Raw genomic sequence first — 18,844 nt, 5'->3', positions numbered from 1 at the left:
GTCTGGATCGGTCAGACGACGGGCGTGACGCCGCCGTCGATGCAGAAATTCGCCCCCGACACGAAACTTGCGCGGGTGGACGCGAGATAGACGACGATTCCCGCCACCTCGTCCACGGTTCCCAGCCGGCCAACCGGGATCTTGTTCAGTTCAACGTATTTGGCGAGCGCAGTCTCGTTGTCGACGCCAAATTCAGCCGCCAGTGAATCGGCGATACCGCCGGGCCGGTCGTAGATCGGAGATCGGATGAACGCCGGCGACACGACGTTCGATCGGATGCCGCCGGAGGTGAACTCCGCGGCGAGGACTTTCGAGAGCATCAGAATTGCAGCTTTTGAGACGCTGTAGTCGGGCAGCCGGGGATTTGGCATCCGGGCCGCTTCCGATGCGATGTGGACGAGGGCGCCGTCGCCGTCGCCGTGCCTGCGCATCAATCGCCGCACGGGACGCCCGGACGTAGCCCATCAGATTGAGGTCCAGCGTGAGTGCCCAGTCGTCGTCGGACGTCGTCAGGAAGCTGTCGCGTACCGGCGCTACGCCGGCGTTGTTGACCAGGACGTCGACGCGACCGAACTGGTCGAGTGCGAAGTCGATCATCGTCTGGGCGCCGGACGGATCGAGGAGGTCGACCTTCGTCAGGCGTAGGTGCTCGGAATCGTGGGGCAGGTCCGAGGTGGTGACGTCGAGATCGGCGCCGACCACCTTGGCCCCCGCTGCGAGCATGTGTCGAACACAGGCCCCGCCGATGCCGCCCCCTGCACCGGTGATCACGACCACGCGGTCGTGAAGCTCGCCGCTCATGTCCTTGCCTTCCTGCTGGTGAGTCGCACCACTGACTGTGGTGCTCACCACTGTCTCACTTCACGGACGATGTGTCTAGTAGGCGAGACAAACTAAGCGAGAAGGACGCGCGAGAGGAGGTGCTACCCGAAGTTCGCGACCTTCTGGCCGGCGAGATCGACGCCGAGGGCACGAGAAATCTCCTGTCCGCCGCTGATCACCTCCGCCTTCCATCGGTCGCTGTCGGCCCCGAGGATGGATTCGCGGACGCCGCTGATCGACAGCGCAGCCCGGACGCGGCCCTGGTAGTCGATGATCGGGACGCCGATCGCGGCCACGCCGACCGTCACGTCCTGGTCGCTGATCGCGATCCCCTCGTCGCGGGTGCGCCGCAGAAGTGCCCGCAGTTCGGACGGCTCGGCGGGGGTGGAGGGCGTCAGTCGTGTCAACGGGGTGTTTCGGGCGATGTAGGCCTCCCACTCGCTTTCGTCCCGGAAGGCCAGGATGGCGCGAGAGGCGGCACCGGTATGCATCGGCAGTGACCCGCCCAGCCGCAGGGCCAGCGACTGCACTCGTTTGCCGTCGAGGCGTTCGATGCACACCGCCTGGTCACCGCGGGGGACGCAGAGGAACACGGTCTCGCCGGTGAGGGCGTGCAGTCGTTCCATGACCGGCTGTGCGAACCGGCGCTCGTCGAACCGTTCGACCACCGCCGAACCGAGTGACACCAGCTTGAACCCGAGGCGGAACTTGCCGCGCCGCGATCCCGCCTCCACGAGGTCCTCCTCTTGCAGGCTCGCCAGGAGGCGATACATCGAGCTGCGCGGCTCATTTATCGCTTCCGCGATCTCGGTGGCAGTTGCCTCCCCCTTGGCCAGGAAGTCGAGCAACTCCGCGACCTTGCGTACCAACATCAAACTTCCGTCATTTGCCATACGTCCAGATTATCGCTCAGCGGACAATCAGTCCATCAAATAGTTTTACTGCTCTATGGACAAGGCGTCCGGCAGTTGATACTTTTCGTCCATGCTGACACCAACTCCACCGGTCACCGACCACGACGACGAACTCGTCGACCTGATCTCCGAACGCGCGCTGTTCGCCCGCCTCGAAACCGTCCGCCTCATCTCCATCGCCAAGACCGGTCACTACGCCTCCGGCTTCTCGTGCGCCGAGATCCTCGCGACCTTGTACTACGGCGTCATGCGGCTTCGGAAAGGCGAGCCCGATTGGCCCGACCGAGACCGTTTCCTGTTCGGCAAGGGCCACGCCGCGGCCACGCTCTATCCGCTCCTGGCGGATTGGGGATTCTTCGACCCCGCCGAACTCGACGAGTACACCCGCCTCGGCAACGCGTTCGGCGACCACCCCGACATGACCCGCATCCCCGGCATCGATTTCAGCAGCGGATCGCTCGGGCATGCCCTGTCGACCGGCACCGGTATCGCTCTCGGCACCCGCCTGCAGGGCCGCCCCTCCAACGTCTTCGTCCTTCTAGGAGACGGCGAACTGCACGAAGGACAAATCTGGGAAGCCGCGCTCGGTGCCGCCCACCACGACGTTGCGAACCTGATCGCGATCGTCGACCGCAACGACCACTCTCTCGACGGCCGCATCGACACCGTGACGAACATCGAGCCGCTCGGCGACAAATGGCGCGCCTTCGGATGGGACGCGTACGAGGTCGACGGACACGACGTCCGCGCACTGCTCGCGACCTTCCGCGCGATCGTCGAAGACCCCGAACGAACACGTCCGGCGGTGATCATCGCGAACACCGTCAAGGGCAAGGGCATCTCCTACATGGAGTCCGAATTCGGCTGGCATCTCGGCTGGCTGGCAGAACAAGACGAAATCAACGCGATCGAAGAACTGAGGAACAACCGATGAGCGTCGCACCCGGCCTGCAGGCCGAGTCCTGGCACCTGCTTACCCTGATCGAGCGGGCGCCCGGCTTCCACATACTCGCCGACACCTTGGCCGATCTGGTGGACGAGGGCCATCCCATCGTCGCCGGTACCGCCGATCTCAAGTATTCGAACGGACTGGTCGCGTTCCAGGAGCGGCACCCCGACCGATACGTCCAGTTCGGCATCTCCGAACAGCACATGGTCTCCACCGCAGCAGGACTCGCCACTACGGGTCTCCAGCCGTACGTTGCGACCTTCGCGTCGTTCATGGCCTACCTGGCCTGCGAGCAGATCCGCACCGACATCGCCTACACCAAGCAGCCCGTCCGGCTCATCGGCCATCACGCCGGCATCACGCTCGGGTTCTACGGCACCTCGCACCACGCCACCGAGGACCTCGCCATCACCCGCAGCATCCCTGGGCTCACGGTCATCGCACCCGCCGACACCGCTCAGCTCGGAGCCGCGCTCCGCGCCGCCGTCGACCATCCCGCACCGATCTACTTCCGTATCGGCCGTGGTCAGGACCCGGACGTATACGCCGACGGCGCTCACCCCTTCACCATCGGCACCGCCATCGAACACGGTGCCGGCACCGACCTGACGATCATCGCCACGGGATCGATGTTGCATCCCTCGCTCGAGGCGGCGCAGGCTCTGAACGCAGGCGGGATCTCCACGGGAGTCGTCGACATGCACACCGTCAAGCCCCTCGACGCCGACGCCGTCGCCCGCGCCGCACAGCGGTCCCGCATCGTTCTGACCGTGGAGGAACACAATGTCATCGGCGGTCTCGGGGGAGCGGTCGCGGAGGTCGTCGCCGAGCACGGGTACGGCACTCGTGTCATCCGACACGGTGTGAAGGACGAATACGCGCTGATCGGACCGCCGACCCACCTGTATCGGCACTACAAGCTCGACGCCGCTGGTATCGAGGAGGTTGCGCGAGCCGCTGTCGGGTCGTAAGCCCGCGCACGGCAGTAACATTCCCGCGATCCGATATACGGGCGGGCGGGCGGGTGGGTCGTCACGACAACACGACCCCCGCCCTGCCCGGCCATTCCACCGCGGGCCTCGCGTGGCCTCGCGGCGATGAGGGTGCTCTGGTCGCCCTCGGCGACACTGTAGGGGCGTGCCGGTTGCGGCGATAATGTCGTGACTGTGGTGTTGCGGAGTGGACCGACGGGACGAGCATGACGATCGAGCAGTTGCTGACCACGCACTTTCCGGACGATCCCGTGTTGGACGCGGCGCTCGCCACGGCACTTCTGCGTCGCACCGCGCGAGAGCCGAATGCCCCTGCGCTGATCCGCATCTACAGTCCTGCGCCGACTCTGTCGTTCGGGCGGCTGGACGCTGTTCGACCGCAGTTTCCGGCCGCCGCCGCGGAGGCGCGGCGACACGGATTCACCCCCGTCGTCCGAGGGGCAGGCGGTCGGGCGGCGGCCTACCACGAGCAAACCCTCGTCGTGGAGATGTTCTCGAGCGACTCGGAGGGCATGGTCGGGGCTCGACCCCGCTTCCAGCGCATCACCCCGAGACTCGTGGAGGTGCTGAGGAAGCTCGGGGTCGACGCGCGCATCGGACCGGTGCCCGGTGAGTATTGCCCCGGTGATTGGACGGTGAACGGCGCGGGCCGCGTCAAGCTCGCAGGAACCGCGCAGCGAATAGTCGCCGGGGCGTGGCTCTTCGGCTTCGAACTGGTGGTGTCCGATTCCGACCCGGTGCGGGCGGTGCTCACCGATGTCAACGCCGCGCTCGAGCTGGAGTTCGACCCGGGCACGGCGGCGTCCCTGACCGACCTGAACCCGAACGTCACCCTCGAACAGGTCCGGGCTGCGGTCCTCGCCGAGGGCGGTGTGGTCCGCGAACTGACCGCAGACCCCGACGTACTCGACGAGGCCGCGACCCTGCGCGACGCACATGTGGCGTGAGGGTCACCGCGCCAGGCGTTGACCCATTGTCCTAGTACGTTGCCGGACAGTGAATGTCACACGTCCGGCGGGGCGCGCGCGAGCGTTCTGTTCTGGAGAACGCAGGCATCGGTACAAACTGTTGGACCGCCGTTCTGCCGGGTTCTAGCGTTGTCGCAAAGCCGTCCGGTGTGACGTGCAGCACGTGCACACCACTGCGACACGTCGGAAATTTGTGGAGGAGCCCAGCATGCGCTTACAGAACCGTCTGACCGAGAAGTTCGGAATCGAGCACCCCATCGTCCTTGCACCGATGGATTACGTCTCCGATTGGCGATTGGCCTCTGCCGTGGCGGAGGCGGGTGGGCTGGGGTTGATCGGCGGCGGATACGGCGACGAGTCCTGGCTCCGCGATCAGTTCGACCGCGTGACGACCGACGCGGTCGGCTGTGGCTTCATCACCTGGTCCATGGCGCAGCAACCGCAACTCCTCGAGAAGACGATCGGCTACCGGCCGGCGGCCATATTCCTCTCCTTCAGCGACCCGGCACCGCATGCGCCTGCGATTCGTGCCGCGGGAATCCCACTGATCTGCCAGGTGCACGATCTCGAACAAGCGCGCCGCGCGGTGGCGGTAGGTGCGAGCGTCATCGCTGCTCAAGGAGGGGAGGCGGGTGGCCATGGAACAGGAACCCGATCGACGTTCACTCTGGTGCCGGAGATCGCCGACTTTCTCCGGCGGGAGGCCCCGGATGTGATGCTGCTGGCGGCCGGTGGAATCGGCGACGGCCGAGGCCTGGCGGCCGCGCTCGCGCTCGGAGCGGACGGTGCCCTCGTCGGGACCAGGTTCTGGGCGGCGGAGGAGGCGGCGATTCCCCGTGCGGCCCAGCACCGTGCCCTGCGGGCGAGTGGGGACGACACGATCAGGCAGAGCGCCTTCGACATCGTGCGTGAGAAGCCCTGGCCGACTCGATACACGGGCCGAGTCCTGCACAACGACTTCATCCGCCGTTGGCACGGCGACGAGTCCGGTCTCCGGGGCGAGCTTCCTGAGAAGCAGGAGCAGTTCCGGGCAGCAGTGAAGGCCGAGGACTACGACGTCGCGAATCTGATCGTCGGTGAGGTCGTCGGACAGATCGATCGTGTCGACACCGCCGCGTCGATCATCGATGACATGGTCGACACCGCCGCCGCCATCCTGGGCCGCACTTCCCACGACCTGGCGGCGATCGGCTCCTAGCGCCCATCGGTGCGACCTCGCCAACCCTCACCCCGCGCGTCCCGGAGAAGGATTCCCCATGACCACCAGCCAGTCCGTTTCACCGCCCGCTCTCGCGAGCGGTGTCGCGAAGAGCAGTCTTCGCAAGATCATTACCGCGTCGAGCGTCGGGACGTTGATCGAATGGTACGACTTCTACATCTACGGCAGCCTCGCAGTCGTGTTCTCCGGGATGTTCTTTCCCGAAGGAAACGGAACCGCAGCACTTCTCGTCACGATCGCCGCCTTCGGAACGGGCTTCGTCGTACGCCCCATCGGCGCCATGGTGTTCGGCAGAATGGGGGACCGCGTCGGACGTAAGAAGACGTTCATGACGACGTTGCTCATCATGGGCGGCGCCACCACGATGCTCGGACTGATGCCCACCTATGACCACATCGGGATTCTGGCGCCGATACTGCTGGTGACGTTGCGGCTGCTGCAGGGTCTCGCGATCGGCGGAGAGTACGGGGGTGCAGTCGTCTACATCGCGGAGAATTCACCGGCGAAGAAACGCGGAGCCCTCACCAGTGTTCTCCAGACCACCGCGACCGGTGGCCTCCTCCTCTCGATCGGCGTCATCGTGCTCTGCCGGGTCGGGTTGGGCGAGCAGGCATTCAGTGTGTGGGGCTGGCGGATTCCGTTCCTTTTGTCCGCGGTCCTGGTGCTGTTCTCGCTGAAGATCCGCATGAAGATGCACGAATCGCCGGTGTTCGAGGAGATGCGACGGAGCGGGAACCTCTCGCGTTCACCGATCAAGGACGCGGTGGCGCACAAGCCGGCCTTCGCGTTGCTGCTCGTCGTGCTCTTCGGAGTCACGGCCGGGCTGGGAGTTGCCTGGTACACCAGCCAGTTCTACACGCTGTACTTCCTGCAGACGATCTTGAAGATCGACTTCCTCACCGCGAATGTCTCCGTCGGAATCGCCCTGGTCATCGCGACGCCGTTCTTCGTCCTTTTCGGCAAGATGTCCGACAGATATGGGCGGACTCGAATCATCCTGTGCGGCTTGGTGCTTTCGGCAGTCGGCTACCTCCCGCTGTTCCTGTGGATACGGGACGCCGCGGTCCACGGCCACCACATCCAGATGGTCGTCCCTCTGACGATTCAGGTCATCTTCGTCACCATGGTCTACGGGCCCACCGCGGCATTCCTGTCCGAGCTGTTCCCACCACAGATCCGCTACACCGGACTGTCGCTGGCGTACCACATCGGGACCGGCGTGTTCGGTGGCTTCACCCCTCTGGTCGCGCTCTCGCTCAACTCGGCGACCGGGAACGTCCTCGCCGGGCTGATCTACCCCATCGCGGTAACCACGGTCACAGCGGTGGTGTTCGTGCTGACGTTGCGGCGCGGAGTGGACAGCCCGATAGTCCGGAGGGCGTGGAAGCAGATCGATTCCGAGTGCTCGTCATGAGACACCCGACCCGGTACGGCGCGATCGCGTTCACTGCTCCGGTGGCGGAGCGGCAGAAGGCGACGGGGAGCATCAACTGGTACGGGGGCATGCGGGCGCAGGAGGACGACCCAGGTCTGCCCGACGAACTGGACACCCGCGTCACTGCCCTGATCCGAGCCACCGATTCGTTCTTCATCGCGACCGTGACGCCCTCCGGGTGGCCCTATATCCAACACCGAGGCGGCCCGCCCGGCTTCGTGCACGTGCCGAACCCCACGACGATTGCGCTGGCGGACTACGCGGGTAATCAACAGTTCGTCACGGTCGGCAACCTCGACGAGAACGACCGAGTGGCCCTCTTCTTCATCGACTACCCCACCCGCACCAGAGTCAAAGTCTACGGCCGAGCCGAGGTCGTCGAGCGTGCCGACGATCCGGATCTGATCGCCCGGCTTCTCACCACACCGGACGGAGTCGGTCCGGCAGGATGCGATCGCGCGTTCGCCATCCACGTCGAGGCCCTCGACCGGAACTGCACGAAGAACATCCCGCCGAAGTACGGCGAGGCCCGGATGCAGGAGTCGCTCGCGTTGGCCCGCAAGGGTATACAAGAAGAGATCGAAGTCCTGCTATCCCGCAATGCAGAACTGGAGCGGGAAGTCGCCCGGCTACGCCTGCACACCGACGACGATCAGTCGTGTTGACCGACGGTGACACTGCCGGGTGGCGGAGAGTGCCGGATCGCGGCGTCCCGCAGGACCCGCAGCAGCGGTGTCACCCGGTTGCGGCGGTACACGAACCTCACGACCGCGGGCGGCGCACCGACCAGCGGGATGAACTGGACGTTCCGATGGGTTACCCGCCTGCGGGCAACTTCGGGAACCGTGCCGACACCCCGATCGGCGGCGATCAACTCGAGCCAGTCGTCGAAGTTCGAGCACGTCACCACCGGGCCGTCGTGGTTCGGCCACAGGTCTTCGGATGTGGTGCCGCTGAGGGTATTGATGACCAGGGGAAGCGTTCCGAACTCGGCCCAGTCGATCGATTCTCGGGTCGCGAGCGGCGACGCCGTCGAGACCGCCGCGATCCGCTGCTCCTCGAACAGCGGATGCTGCACGAACTCGTCGCCGGGAACATCCCGGCGGACGACGGCAGCGTCCACGGTGGCGTTGTTCAGTGCGGCAACGGGGTCGTCGTAGCGTCGCGGAACGACGGTGGCGCGGGAATTCTTCTCGACGTCGTCGATCACCTGCTGCGCCCAGGGATCGGGGAGGAGCCAACTGAAGCCGAGGACGAGGGATCGGTTGGTGTACAGCGCAACCGCGGAATCGAGATCGCCGAGGATGACGCGCACCTTCTCGACGAACCCGGCACCGTCCTCGGTGAGGGCAAGTGCCCGCGAGGTCCGGTCGAACAATCGCACGCCGAGCGAGGTCTCGAGCTGCTGCACCGTTCGGGTGAGCGCCGGCTGGGTGATGTGGAGTGCGTTCGCTGCGGCGGTGAACGAGCCTGCCTCGGCGATCGCGACGGCCGCCCGCAGATGCCGCAGTTCGATGGACATAACTCCCAAGCATAGATCCGGCCGATTAGGCATTTCCGCTCCGCAATGCGGCGGTGCACGATGAGGAACGGAAAGACCACGCACACATCGACCGAAAGGATCCTGGTGTTCGATCTCGAGGACGGCCTCCGAATTCCCATCATCGGGGCGCCCATGGCAGGAGGACCGAGCACACCCGAGCTCGTTGCCGCGGTCTCGTCCGCCGGTGGCCTCGGTTTCCTTGCGGCCGGGTACAAGACCGTCGATGCGGTTCGACGTGAGGTCGATGCGGTCCGCGCGCTGACGAGTGCACCGTTCGGACTCAATATTTTCGTGCCCGGCCACCCCCTGGCCGACCGTGCAGCGGTGGAAGCCTACCGGTCGTTGCTGCAGCCGCTCGCCGAACGCAGGCAGGTGTCGCTGCCGGAGGTCGTCGACTTCGACGACGACGCCTTCGACGCCAAGGTCGACCTCGCGGTCGAGCGGGCCGTTCCCGTGGTGTCGTTCACCTTCGGGCTTCCGCCGCGGGACGTCGTCGATCGGTTACACGACGCCGGCAGCGCCGTGGTGGCCACGGTGTCCGATGTCGACGAGGCGCGCTCGGCCGCTCGGGTGGGCGTCGACGCGATAGGTCTGCAAGGAGTGGACGCGGGCGGGCACCGAGCGACGCTCGACCCCGACGCCGAGCCGGACCCACGTTCGACGAGGGACTTGGTGGAGGCGGCCCGTTCGGCAATCGACCTTCCCCTCATCGCGGCGGGCGGGATAGCGACCGGATCAGACGTCGCGGCGGCGCTCGCGGCCGGTGCCACCGCCGTCCAGATCGGCACCGCTCTCCTCGACGCCGACGAGGCAGGGACCAAACCCGCGCACCGCGCCGCGTTGCACGACGCCCGCTTCACCGACACCGTCGTCACCCGCGCGTTCTCCGGTCGTCCCGCGCGTGGCCTGGTCAACGATTTCATCACCGACTTCGATGCTCACGCGGTGGCGGCATATCCACAGGTACACCTGCTGACCAGTGGGCTGCGAGCCGCAGCAGGCGCCGCCGGCGACCCGCACGGACTCGCCCTCTGGGCCGGTGTCGGCTATCGCAGTGCCCGTTCGGCCCCCGCCGGGGAGATCGTTCGGGACCTGTGGAGTGAAGCACGGTAATTCTCATGGACATCGGCGATCTGAACTTCTTCCTGGCCGTGGCCCGGGCCGGCGGAATTTCCCGGGCATCGAAGGAACTTCTGACGGTTCAGTCGAACATCAGCTCGCGGATCCGCGCGCTCGAAGACGAACTCGGAGTGGAACTGTTCCGCCGCCATGCCCGTGGGGTGACCCTGACGAACCCCGGCGAACGTCTGCTGCCCTATGCCGAACAGATCACTCAGCTCGTGCGGGAAGTCACGCAGGTCGTCAGCGACGATCGAGATCCGGGCGGACGACTGGCGATCGGCTCCATGGAGACCACCGCGGGATTGCGGCTTCCCGGGGTGCTGGCAGCGTTCAGCGAGGAGTGCCCCCGCGTCGACTTCACCTTGGCGACCGACACCACGGACGCGCTGACCACCCAGGTGATCGAGCATCGACTCGACGGCGCTTTCGTCTGTGGACCGGTGCGGCACCCGGACCTGGTCTCCGAGCAGGTCTTCATCGAGCAACTCGTGCTGGTGAGCGGCGTTCGCGTGGCCGATCTGGACTCCATCATGGCCGATGGCCGGCGGCACAAGGTTCTCGTCCTCCGGGCCGGCTGCGCCTACCGGGCCCGCCTCGAGCGGCTCTTCGAGCAGCACGGAGTGCCGGGCCCGGACATCCTCGAGTTCGGAACTCTCGAGGGCATCCTCGGGTGCGCGGCTGCGGGGATGGGCGTGACCCTGCTGCCGCTGGGCGTGGTGACCACGTCGCCGCTGACGGCGGCCTTGAAGGTGCATCACCTCGCGCCGGCCGACTCGCGCGCGGAAACCCTGTTCATCCGCCGCGCGGACTCCACCATGACCCCTGCCATGTCGCGTTTCCTGTTCCACACCCACGAGTCCAGCCGCCCGGCCTCCCTGAAATCCGTGGCTCGCTAGAGCCGCCCGCACGCCTGCCGACCGAATATTTCTGAGAGAGAACGCATGAACGCAGTACACGGTGCCGAGGAGCTCGTCGCATTCCGCACGCCGACGTCGCCGTGGGTGACGGTCGGCCAGGTCGGGGCTGCATTGGCGGCCAGCATGGGCATCGGACGGTTCGTCTACACACCTGTTCTCCCTCTGATGGAGGCCCAGGCAGGATTGACACCGTCGGCGGGCGCCGCTCTGGCGACGGCGAACTATCTCGGCTACCTCGTCGGGGCGCTGGCCGGAATCGTCCTACCCGCCTTGGTGCGCTCGGCGGCAGTCATGCGTGTCTCGCTGCTGATCCTGACCGCCACGCTGGCGCTCATGCCGGTGACATCGAACGAAACCGCCTGGGCCGTACTGCGTTGTATTGCGGGTGCTACCAGTGCGATGGTCTTCGTCATCGCTGTCAGCGCCATGCATTCCACTCTGAGTGGGCACGCGGCACACCTGTCGGGTTGGGCGTTCGGCGGAATCGGAGCAGGTATTGCCCTCTCCGGGTTCGTGGTCCTCGTCTTGCGGTCTATGAGCACGTGGGGATCCGTGTGGTGGGCGGCCGCACTGCTGACCCTGATCTGCACCCTCGCGGCGTGGACTCTCACACCGGAACGCGCTCCGACGGCGCCGGCGGCCGAGCGCAGACGGTCGCGCACGCAGGGGCACCGCCGGTTCAGTGCGCTCTTCATCAGCTACTCCCTCGAGGGCGTCGGATACATCATTGCCGGCACCTTTCTCGTCGCAGCGATCGACCACACCGCAGGCAGCTTCGCGGGTAGTGGCGCCTGGGTGATCGTCGGGCTGGCGGCGCTACCGTCCGCTCCACTCTGGGCGTTGCTCGGCCGACGGTGGTCTCGTCCGATTCTGCTGGTGATCGCCCTCGTCGTTCAGGCCGCCGGCATCGCGTTGCCCGCGGTGGCAGACGGCATGTGGCCCGCCCTGGTGTCCGCCTTCCTGTTCGGGGGAACATTCCTCGGCATCAGTCAGATGTCGTTGAGGATCGGCGCTCACCTCCAGTTCCCACGCGCGGTCGCGATCCTGACAACCGGATACAGCCTCGGTCAGATCGCGGGCCCGCTCATCGTCACGCCACTGCTTTCCGATGGCTACCACCTGGCATTGCTCGTCGCTTCGGGCATTGTTCTGGCGGCAGCACTCGCCGCCGCGCTACTGACCGCCCGGTTTCGTCAGCGAGCGACGGTCGAATGAGGAGTGACGGTCGGAAAGCAGGTATGCGCACGCGTACATCGGCCGATGTCGTCACGACGGGTAGCGGCCATGCTGGCTTTCATGTCGCCGGCGCCGCGGCACAGGCAAGAGCACATGGAGATCGTCATGGTGAGTCAACGCAGAGGCCGCAGATTTCAACCACTTCACGCGATTCGCGCGAGTGTAGGTGGCGCGGCCTGTCTCGCCGGCCTCGTCATCGGCGCCATGGCGCTGACGATTCTCGCGTTCCCTGCACCCGGCGTGCAGGCTGCGACCGTCACGTCCCAGAGCCGGTACAGCGTGGGGGAGTGGATCCACCCCGCAAGCGTCCACCTACATCAGGTCTGTCGAAACCAGTCGGAGCCACAGCCATAGCCGCGTGGTCGGATTGTCGAAGTCGATCTGAAACTCTTCGGCGAGACGGGTGATCCGGTACCGAATGGTATTGCCGTGGACATGCATTCGGTCCGCCGCTTTGGACACGTTCGCGTTCGAATCGAAGTACGCACGCAGGGTGATCAGAAAGTCGGTGTGATGGGTGGCGTCGTACGCCCGGATCGCATCGATGACGTCGAACTTGTCGAGATGCTTCTCGGCGATGTACTGACCGATCTCCAGTAGGTTCAGCTCGGTCCAATAGTCTTCGAACACAGCCGCTGCCGGGGCTCGAGGTGTCGGATTCTCTCGCGTGACCGACTGCTGGTGCATCAGATACTGCAATGTGCGCACCGCCTCGGTCCGGGATCGAGGTAACTCGCTGATCTGCGCGGCGATTCCGCCCACTGCCGCGACGACGGGATGCGCGCTGATCGTCGTTGCGTAGGAGCCGATGTCACGAATGACGCGACGGTGGGCTGCACGGGGAGAGTCGCCCGCGCAGGGCAGCAGGGCATATACAACCGAGTCGATCAGGGCGCTGTACGCACTGCGGAACTGGACGTTGCACGTGACGGTCACGAGCTGCAGTAGCCGATGTTGCTCGCGCATGGCGTCGAGGCTGCCGGCGTTCGGGTGGGCGAGGGCGAACGCCGCGATGGCGAATCCGTCGGTGAACTCGAGACCGAGTTGTGCGGCAGCGAACGAGGCCTGGGCCGGATCGTCCATCAACGTGCGCATGAGATCGGCGTTTCGTCGCTCGGTGAAATCGGAAGCGGATCGGGCATGAAGCATGTGCAGTCCGGCCAGTGGAGCCAGCCTGTCGAGCGCATCGAGGGCGGGTTGGCGGCGTTCACTTCCGGGATCGATGATCCAGATCGATCCGAGCAGTTCCCCGCCCGCCCGGACCGCGAGCGCCAGCCGGTCCGCGATCCCGCTGGGCGACTGCACGAACAGTGCGGCAGTGGAGGAGTAGACGACCTTGAAATCGGCGTCGAGGGCAGGAGGTGTCCGCTCCTGCAGGGTCAGAGTCGTCTCGCGCCGAAGGTCATCGATCGGCTGGCCCGGCACCGTCGAGTATCCGAGGATGCGGCCCGAAGGATCGACGATGCTGGCCGCTCCATTGGCTATCGAGGCCACGGCGTTGGCGAAGGCGAACAGATCACCCAGACGCACGCCCGACACCGAATCGACCGCAGCACCCGCGACCGCTGTGCGTGCCATCGCGATCAGTCGTGTCCAATCCGCGTCGTCGCCGACGACGAGCACGGGAACGTCGTGACGACTGGACGCGGCCCGCAGGTCCTCGATCGGCGTTCCTCGTGCTTTGACGATCACGGCGGCGGCCTCGCCGTCGGCGGCGTGGACGAGCACTCGCTCGAATCCGGCCGACCCGCAGGACACCCCCATCGCAAGGACGACGGTGTTCCTCACGTTCGCCTGGTCGTCGAGTGCGTCGTAGAGCTGCACGTCGGCGACGGGACGGCGAAGGTTCTCTGCCGTCGGATTCGCGTGCAGTAAATCTTCCTGCACCAAGTCTGTCCACGCCGACAGCGCGATCGGCACAGGTGTCGCGTCGCCGTGCCGCGCCAACTCCTCCGTTGGGTGCATTTGGAAGATCTTACAAGCATCACCTCACAGATTGGAAACTCCTCCATATCAACCGGGTGAGGTCTGGATCACTATTGGTTCCACCCCGCGCACCGGGTGTCAGCACCACTTCGAGGAGTCCCGATGAAACTCAGAGATGTCAGGTCGTTAGTGAATGTCGAGGGCCCCGCTCGGTCCGCGTCGCAACGGCTTGCACGGCGATGCCACAGCATCGAAGACGTACGAAAGATGGCCGCCGCGCGTCTCCCGCTGAGCATCTTCGACTACATCGAGGGCGGCGGCGAAGACGAAGCGTCGGTCCGCCGCAATCGTTCCTCGTTCGACGACTGGTCGTTCGTGCCACGGTGGGGCGCGGTGGAGAACCTCGACCTGGCGTCGACCCTCCTGGGCAAGCCGGTTGCCATGCCGTTGATGCTCTCGCCCACCGGGGGAACACGCCTCTTTCACCCGGAGGGCGAAATCGGTGCGGCGCGTGCTGCTCTCGCCGCGAATGTCCCATACGGTCTGGCGCACTTGAGTACGACGCCGATGGAATTGGTCAGCGCGCAGACCCCGAGCCTTCGTCGCTGGTTCAACATCGAACCGATGGCGGACAAGGGCATGCTCCAGGCGATGCTCGACCGGACAGCGAACGCGGGATACGAAGCCCTGCTGGTCAACGTCGATTGCCGAGCGATCGGTCATCGCGAACGCGACTACCGCAACGGCTTCACGGCACCCCCGTCCCTGAAACCGCGGACGGTCATCGAAGGGGCGCTACATCCCGTGTGGGCGTGGAGATTTCTGCGCAACGACGCGATCGCCTTCCCCAATCTCGACGGGACCATCGCGGCGGGGCCGCTGGCGAGCACGCCGGATATGTGGCGAACTCTGCTGTCGGGTTCCTACGAGCCCACCGACTGGGACACCCTCTGCGACCTGCGCTCCCGATGGAGCGGTCCGATCGTCCTCAAGGGGTGTGTCAGCGCCGACGACGCGGCGATCGCCGCCGACATCGGGATCGACGCCATCCAGGTCAGCAACCACGGTGGACGGCAACTCGATCACATGGCCTCCCCGATGGACGTGCTGCCGGAGATCGTCGAACGCGTGAACGGTCGGGTCGAGATCATCGTCGACGGCGGCATCCGCCGCGGCTCGGACGCGATCAAGGCGCTGGCGCTGGGGGCGAATGCGTGTGCGATCGGCCGCCCGTACCTTTACGGCCTCGCGGCGGCGGGCCAGGAGGGTGTCGCGCACGTGCTGCGGATCTTCGCGGAGGAGATGACCCGGACGATGATGCTGCTGGGGGTCTCGAGCATCAAGGAACTGCAGGACAACGGGCCGTCCCTCGTTCGGAACCGCCATGCCGCGTTCGCCCGCTCGACGCACGCATCCACCGGACCGCACGCGGCCACACCGAAGCAGAAGTCCTCGTCATGACGAGGACTCCCGGAGGCTACTCTCACCGGCTTCTGTGTGCCGGCGCACTCGCCGCCCTCCTCTTCTCCACGATCGGCTGCGGCCGGCTCGAGGAATTTGCGGACCCGCCGGCCTCGGCTCCTGTCGAGGGCGACAGCACGCCGTCACTCGCGGTGAACGAAGCGGCAGTCGCACTGCTGCCCGGCTCGGTGACCGCACGGCACACACTGCGGGTCGCGATCCCGACGAATGAACCTCCCACCCAGTTCTATTCGGAGGGCACCCGATACATGACGGGCACGAACCCCGACATCGCGAGACTCATCGGAAAGGCCCTGAACCTGGACGTCGACATCAAGGTCGTCAATTTCGACTCGATCATTCCCGGGATCGCAGCCGGACGCTACGACATGACGGTGTCCTCGATGACGCCCACCACCAAGCGGATGGCGGCAATGGATTTCGTCGACTACATGCAGGTGGGAAACGCCATCGTCGTCGCGAAGGGAGGGGAACCCGTCACGAAGGACACCCTGTGCGGCAAGAGGGTCGGCGTCCTGACGGGCTCGTATCAGCTCACCGTCAACATTCCGGCCTATGAGCAAGACTGCGCGGCCGCCGGTAAGCCGCCGATCCAGACCGGCCAGTTCCAGGACACGCGGCAGGCGATTTCTGCGTTGACCAGTGGCCGGCAGGACGCCGTCCTGGCAGATTCCCCGATCCTCTCGTACGCCACGGCGAACAATCCCGCCCTCGAGTTGTCGGACACATTCGATTACGCCCCCGTCGCCGTCGGCGTGACCAAGGAACCCGCACTCGTCGACGCCGTGTCCGCGGCACTCGACGCCGTCATCGCCAGCGATGCGTACAGGGAAGTCCTCGGAAAATACGGTTCGGAGTCCGCGATGATCACTCGAGCACGCGTCAACGCGGCTCAATAAGGAGACCTACCATGCACCAATTGGCCTCGCGAGACGCCTTTCCTCCACCGTCCGCGGTATCGGCGTCCCCGGACACGTCCATCCCGGTTGTGCCGCTCAAACATCCTGTGCGACAGACGTTCGGACTGGCGCTGCTCATCGTCGCCGTGGCGGTGACGTGGAACGTCGCAACCAACGACCGATTCCATTGGACTGTCGTGTCGTCTTATCTCTTTGCCCCGGAGATACTTCGAGGCGTAGTTCTGACGATCATCCTGACGATAGTCTCGATGACCGCCGGGATTTCGCTCGGAACGCTTCTTGCTGTCATGCGACTGTCGGACAACCCGATCGTCAATTCGATCAGCCGGGGCTACATCTGGTTCTTCCGGGGAACTCCGCTCCTCGTCCAACTGATCTTCTGGTACAACATCGCAGCCCTGTATCCCACCATCTCGATCGGAATCCCGTTCGGGGGACCCGAATTCATGATCGGTTCCGTCAACACGCTGATCACGCCACTCGGGGCCGCCCTCCTCGGGTTGTCGCTGAACGAAGCGGCCTATATGGCAGAGATCATCCGCGGTGGCATCGGATCGGTGGACAACGGCCAGTACGACGCGGCTCAGGCGCTGGGAATGAACAAGACTCAGCTGATGCGCCGGGTCATTCTTCCCCAGGCCATGCGTGTGGTGCTCCCGCCGACGGGGAACCAGGTGATCTCGATGCTGAAAGGGACAACCCTCGTCAGCGTTCTGGCGATCTCCGATCTGCTGTACTCCGCGCAGATCATCTATTCGCTGAATTACCAGACGATTCCGCTACTCATCGTCGCGAGCCTGTGGTATCTCCTGATGACCACCATCCTGAGCTTCTTCCAGGACAAGCTCGAAAAACACTACGCGCGTGGTTTCACCGCGTCGATAGCCCCCGCACGCCGTCGATTTGCACTGGGAAGGGCGAAATGAACACCGTCATGGTGAAAGCACAGGGCGTCCGGAAGAGGTTCGGTGCCACCGAGATCCTCAAGGGCATCGACCTCAGTGTCGAACGCGGCTCGGTGACCTGCCTCATCGGACCGTCCGGATCCGGGAAGACAACGTTCCTGCGCTGCATCAATCACCTCGAGAAGGTTGATGCGGGCCGCCTGTACGTGGATCAACAGTTGATCGGCTACTCCGAACGCAATGGCAGGCTTCACGAGATGAAGCCACGGCAGACGGCACGGTCCAGGCTGAATGCCGGGATGGTGTTTCAGCGCTTCAACCTGTTTCCGCACATGACCGTTCTCGAGAACATCGTCGAAGCCCCGATCCACGTTCTCGGCCGACCCCGCGACGAGGTGACAGCGGAGGCGCACGTGCTTCTCGATCGTGTCGGGCTGGGGAACCGAGGTCAGGCATACCCGCGGGAGCTCTCCGGGGGACAGCAACAGCGGATCGCGATTGCTCGCGCACTGGCGATGAAGCCCAAGTTGCTGCTCTTCGACGAGCCGACCTCAGCGCTCGACCCGGAACTCGTCGGTGAGGTACTGGATGTGATGAAGTTCCTTGCGGGAGCGGGTATGACCATGGTCGTGGTCACCCACGAGCTGGGGTTTGCCCGCGAGGTCAGCGATCAGATCGTCTTCATGGACCAGGGTGTCGTCGTCGAGGCGGGCCCGCCGTCCGAGGTTCTGGGGAACCCGCAACAGGAGAGGACCCGCGCGTTTCTCTCGAAGGTGCTGTGAGCACCTCACCCGCCCGCCCGAGATCGAGAACAACGAACATTCAGGACTGAGGAACCACGTGAACAGGCAACAGGTCAGCACAGAACATGCACCCAGCCCTGCAGGGCACTACTCCCAGGCGATCATTGCCGACGGGGTCCTGTACACGGCAGGTCAGACGCCCCACCACCCGGATACGTGGGAACTCGTCGGCACCACCATCGAAGAACAAACGGAACAGGCGATGCGCAATCTGGCAGCCGTACTCGAATCGTGTGGCTCGGACTTCTCACACGTGGTCAAAGCCACCGTCCACCTGCAGAATCCGGCGCGAGACTTCACCGGTTTCAACGAGACCTATCAGAAGTTCGTCTCGCACCCGTACCCGGCGCGGACCACCGTCGGATCGCATCTCGGTGACTTCCTGGTCGAAATCGACGTCGTCGCCCTGTGCCCCCGCTGACTGGGTCGATTGCGCACTCCGACTGACGGAGTCGCTCGATTCGACATCAAGACCGACAGGGGCCCGCACGGCCGAGATCATGTGGCATTCTCACGAGGTGCGACGGTGCAGAGGTGAGAGTGGTGTGGCCGGTACGCCGGCCGCGACCACGCCAGGGGAAACCCCTGGCTCGAGAGTGTTCATCGGAGACACCGTCCGACGCGCGACCGTATGCTCCGCGTGCTTCGGCGCGCCGCAGACGACAGATATCGGTCACCTCGCACCGTCGCA

Annotated in this window: 17 protein-coding genes and 1 pseudogene; 14 read left to right on the top strand and 4 right to left on the bottom strand. The window is 65.2% G+C overall.

Going from position 1 to position 18,844, the window contains the following annotated elements:
• Positions 1–11: 11 nt before the first annotated feature.
• Both RHA1_RS03895 and RHA1_RS03890 read right to left on the bottom strand, forming a co-directional pair.
• Positions 12–723, bottom strand: a pseudogene (locus RHA1_RS03895) (SDR family NAD(P)-dependent oxidoreductase).
• A gap of 200 nt (positions 724–923) precedes the next feature.
• A complete protein-coding gene (locus RHA1_RS03890) occupies positions 924–1,694 on the bottom strand; it encodes an IclR family transcriptional regulator (protein WP_016880740.1) in 771 nt (256 codons plus the stop codon).
• Between the two features lie 112 nt (positions 1,695–1,806).
• Here RHA1_RS03890 and RHA1_RS03885 point away from each other — a divergent pair, with 112 nt between their 5' ends.
• The 6 genes from RHA1_RS03885 (at position 1,807) to RHA1_RS03860 (ending at position 7,964) form a co-directional block, all read left to right on the top strand.
• Positions 1,807–2,670 carry a transketolase gene (locus tag RHA1_RS03885; protein WP_011594056.1) on the top strand — a complete coding sequence of 288 codons (864 nt, stop codon included), beginning with the start codon at positions 1,807–1,809 and terminating at the stop codon, positions 2,668–2,670.
• Positions 2,667–3,656, top strand: coding sequence for a transketolase family protein (locus RHA1_RS03880; RefSeq protein WP_011594055.1), 990 nt, complete (start codon positions 2,667–2,669; stop codon positions 3,654–3,656). Before RHA1_RS03885 ends, RHA1_RS03880 begins: the two co-directional genes overlap by 4 nt.
• A 227-nt stretch (positions 3,657–3,883) precedes the next feature.
• Entirely contained in the window at positions 3,884–4,624 is a 741-nt protein-coding gene (locus RHA1_RS03875) for a lipoate--protein ligase family protein (RefSeq protein WP_011594054.1), read from the top strand.
• Positions 4,625–4,853: 229 nt separating this feature from the next.
• Entirely contained in the window at positions 4,854–5,843 is a 990-nt protein-coding gene (locus RHA1_RS03870; RefSeq protein WP_011594053.1) for an NAD(P)H-dependent flavin oxidoreductase, read from the top strand.
• A gap of 58 nt (positions 5,844–5,901) precedes the next feature.
• Entirely contained in the window at positions 5,902–7,278 is a 1,377-nt protein-coding gene (locus RHA1_RS03865) for an MFS transporter (RefSeq protein WP_011594052.1), read from the top strand.
• Positions 7,275–7,964: a pyridoxamine 5'-phosphate oxidase family protein gene (locus RHA1_RS03860; RefSeq protein ID WP_011594051.1), complete on the top strand. Its 690-nt coding sequence runs from the start codon at positions 7,275–7,277 to the stop codon at positions 7,962–7,964. The genes RHA1_RS03865 and RHA1_RS03860 overlap by 4 nt, the downstream gene beginning before the upstream one ends.
• Here the strand turns inward: RHA1_RS03860 and RHA1_RS03855 are convergent.
• A complete protein-coding gene (locus tag RHA1_RS03855) occupies positions 7,952–8,821 on the bottom strand; it encodes a LysR family transcriptional regulator (RefSeq protein ID WP_041811047.1) in 870 nt (289 codons plus the stop codon). The two genes, RHA1_RS03860 and RHA1_RS03855, sit on opposite strands and share 13 nt — an antisense overlap.
• 105 nt (positions 8,822–8,926) lie before the next feature.
• On the opposite strand from RHA1_RS03855, the gene RHA1_RS03850 reads away from it, so the two are divergent.
• Genes RHA1_RS03850 through RHA1_RS03840 form a run of 3 tightly spaced genes read left to right on the top strand, consistent with a single transcriptional unit; the run spans position 8,927 to position 12,096 of the window.
• Positions 8,927–9,955: an NAD(P)H-dependent flavin oxidoreductase gene (locus RHA1_RS03850; RefSeq protein WP_029538125.1), complete on the top strand. Its 1,029-nt coding sequence runs from the start codon at positions 8,927–8,929 to the stop codon at positions 9,953–9,955.
• A gap of 5 nt (positions 9,956–9,960) precedes the next feature.
• The gene (locus tag RHA1_RS03845) at positions 9,961–10,860 is read left to right on the top strand and encodes a LysR substrate-binding domain-containing protein (RefSeq protein ID WP_009473451.1); all 900 of its coding nucleotides are present in this window, start codon (positions 9,961–9,963) and stop codon (positions 10,858–10,860) included.
• Positions 10,861–10,905: 45 nt separating this feature from the next.
• Positions 10,906–12,096 (top strand): YbfB/YjiJ family MFS transporter, encoded by a 1,191-nt coding sequence (locus tag RHA1_RS03840; protein ID WP_011594048.1) that lies wholly within the window; start codon positions 10,906–10,908, stop codon positions 12,094–12,096.
• Between the two features lie 333 nt (positions 12,097–12,429).
• Here the strand turns inward: RHA1_RS03840 and RHA1_RS03835 are convergent, their stop codons facing one another.
• A complete protein-coding gene (locus tag RHA1_RS03835; protein ID WP_011594046.1) occupies positions 12,430–14,082 on the bottom strand; it encodes a PucR family transcriptional regulator in 1,653 nt (550 codons plus the stop codon).
• 228 nt (positions 14,083–14,310) lie between these two features.
• On the opposite strand from RHA1_RS03835, the gene RHA1_RS03830 reads away from it, so the two are divergent.
• The 5 genes from RHA1_RS03830 to RHA1_RS03810 are packed head-to-tail and all read left to right on the top strand — an operon-like array spanning position 14,311 to position 18,574.
• Positions 14,311–15,504: an alpha-hydroxy acid oxidase gene (locus RHA1_RS03830; RefSeq protein WP_041811045.1), complete on the top strand. Its 1,194-nt coding sequence runs from the start codon at positions 14,311–14,313 to the stop codon at positions 15,502–15,504.
• Entirely contained in the window at positions 15,501–16,424 is a 924-nt protein-coding gene (locus RHA1_RS03825; RefSeq protein ID WP_016880730.1) for a transporter substrate-binding domain-containing protein, read from the top strand. Before RHA1_RS03830 ends, RHA1_RS03825 begins: the two co-directional genes overlap by 4 nt.
• Before the next feature lie 11 nt (positions 16,425–16,435).
• Positions 16,436–17,371, top strand: coding sequence for an amino acid ABC transporter permease (locus tag RHA1_RS03820; RefSeq protein WP_011594044.1), 936 nt, complete (start codon positions 16,436–16,438; stop codon positions 17,369–17,371).
• Entirely contained in the window at positions 17,368–18,132 is a 765-nt protein-coding gene (locus tag RHA1_RS03815) for an amino acid ABC transporter ATP-binding protein (protein ID WP_011594043.1), read from the top strand. Before RHA1_RS03820 ends, RHA1_RS03815 begins: the two co-directional genes overlap by 4 nt.
• A 58-nt stretch (positions 18,133–18,190) precedes the next feature.
• Positions 18,191–18,574 carry a RidA family protein gene (locus RHA1_RS03810; protein ID WP_011594042.1) on the top strand — a complete coding sequence of 128 codons (384 nt, stop codon included), beginning with the start codon at positions 18,191–18,193 and terminating at the stop codon, positions 18,572–18,574.
• Positions 18,575–18,844: the final 270 nt, after the last annotated feature.

Source organism: Rhodococcus jostii RHA1 (assembly GCF_000014565.1).
GTDB classification, from domain to species: domain Bacteria; phylum Actinomycetota; class Actinomycetes; order Mycobacteriales; family Mycobacteriaceae; genus Rhodococcus_F; species Rhodococcus_F jostii_A.
Note: the sequence above shows the minus strand (reverse complement) of the source record. Positions and strands in the feature narration are given on the sequence as shown.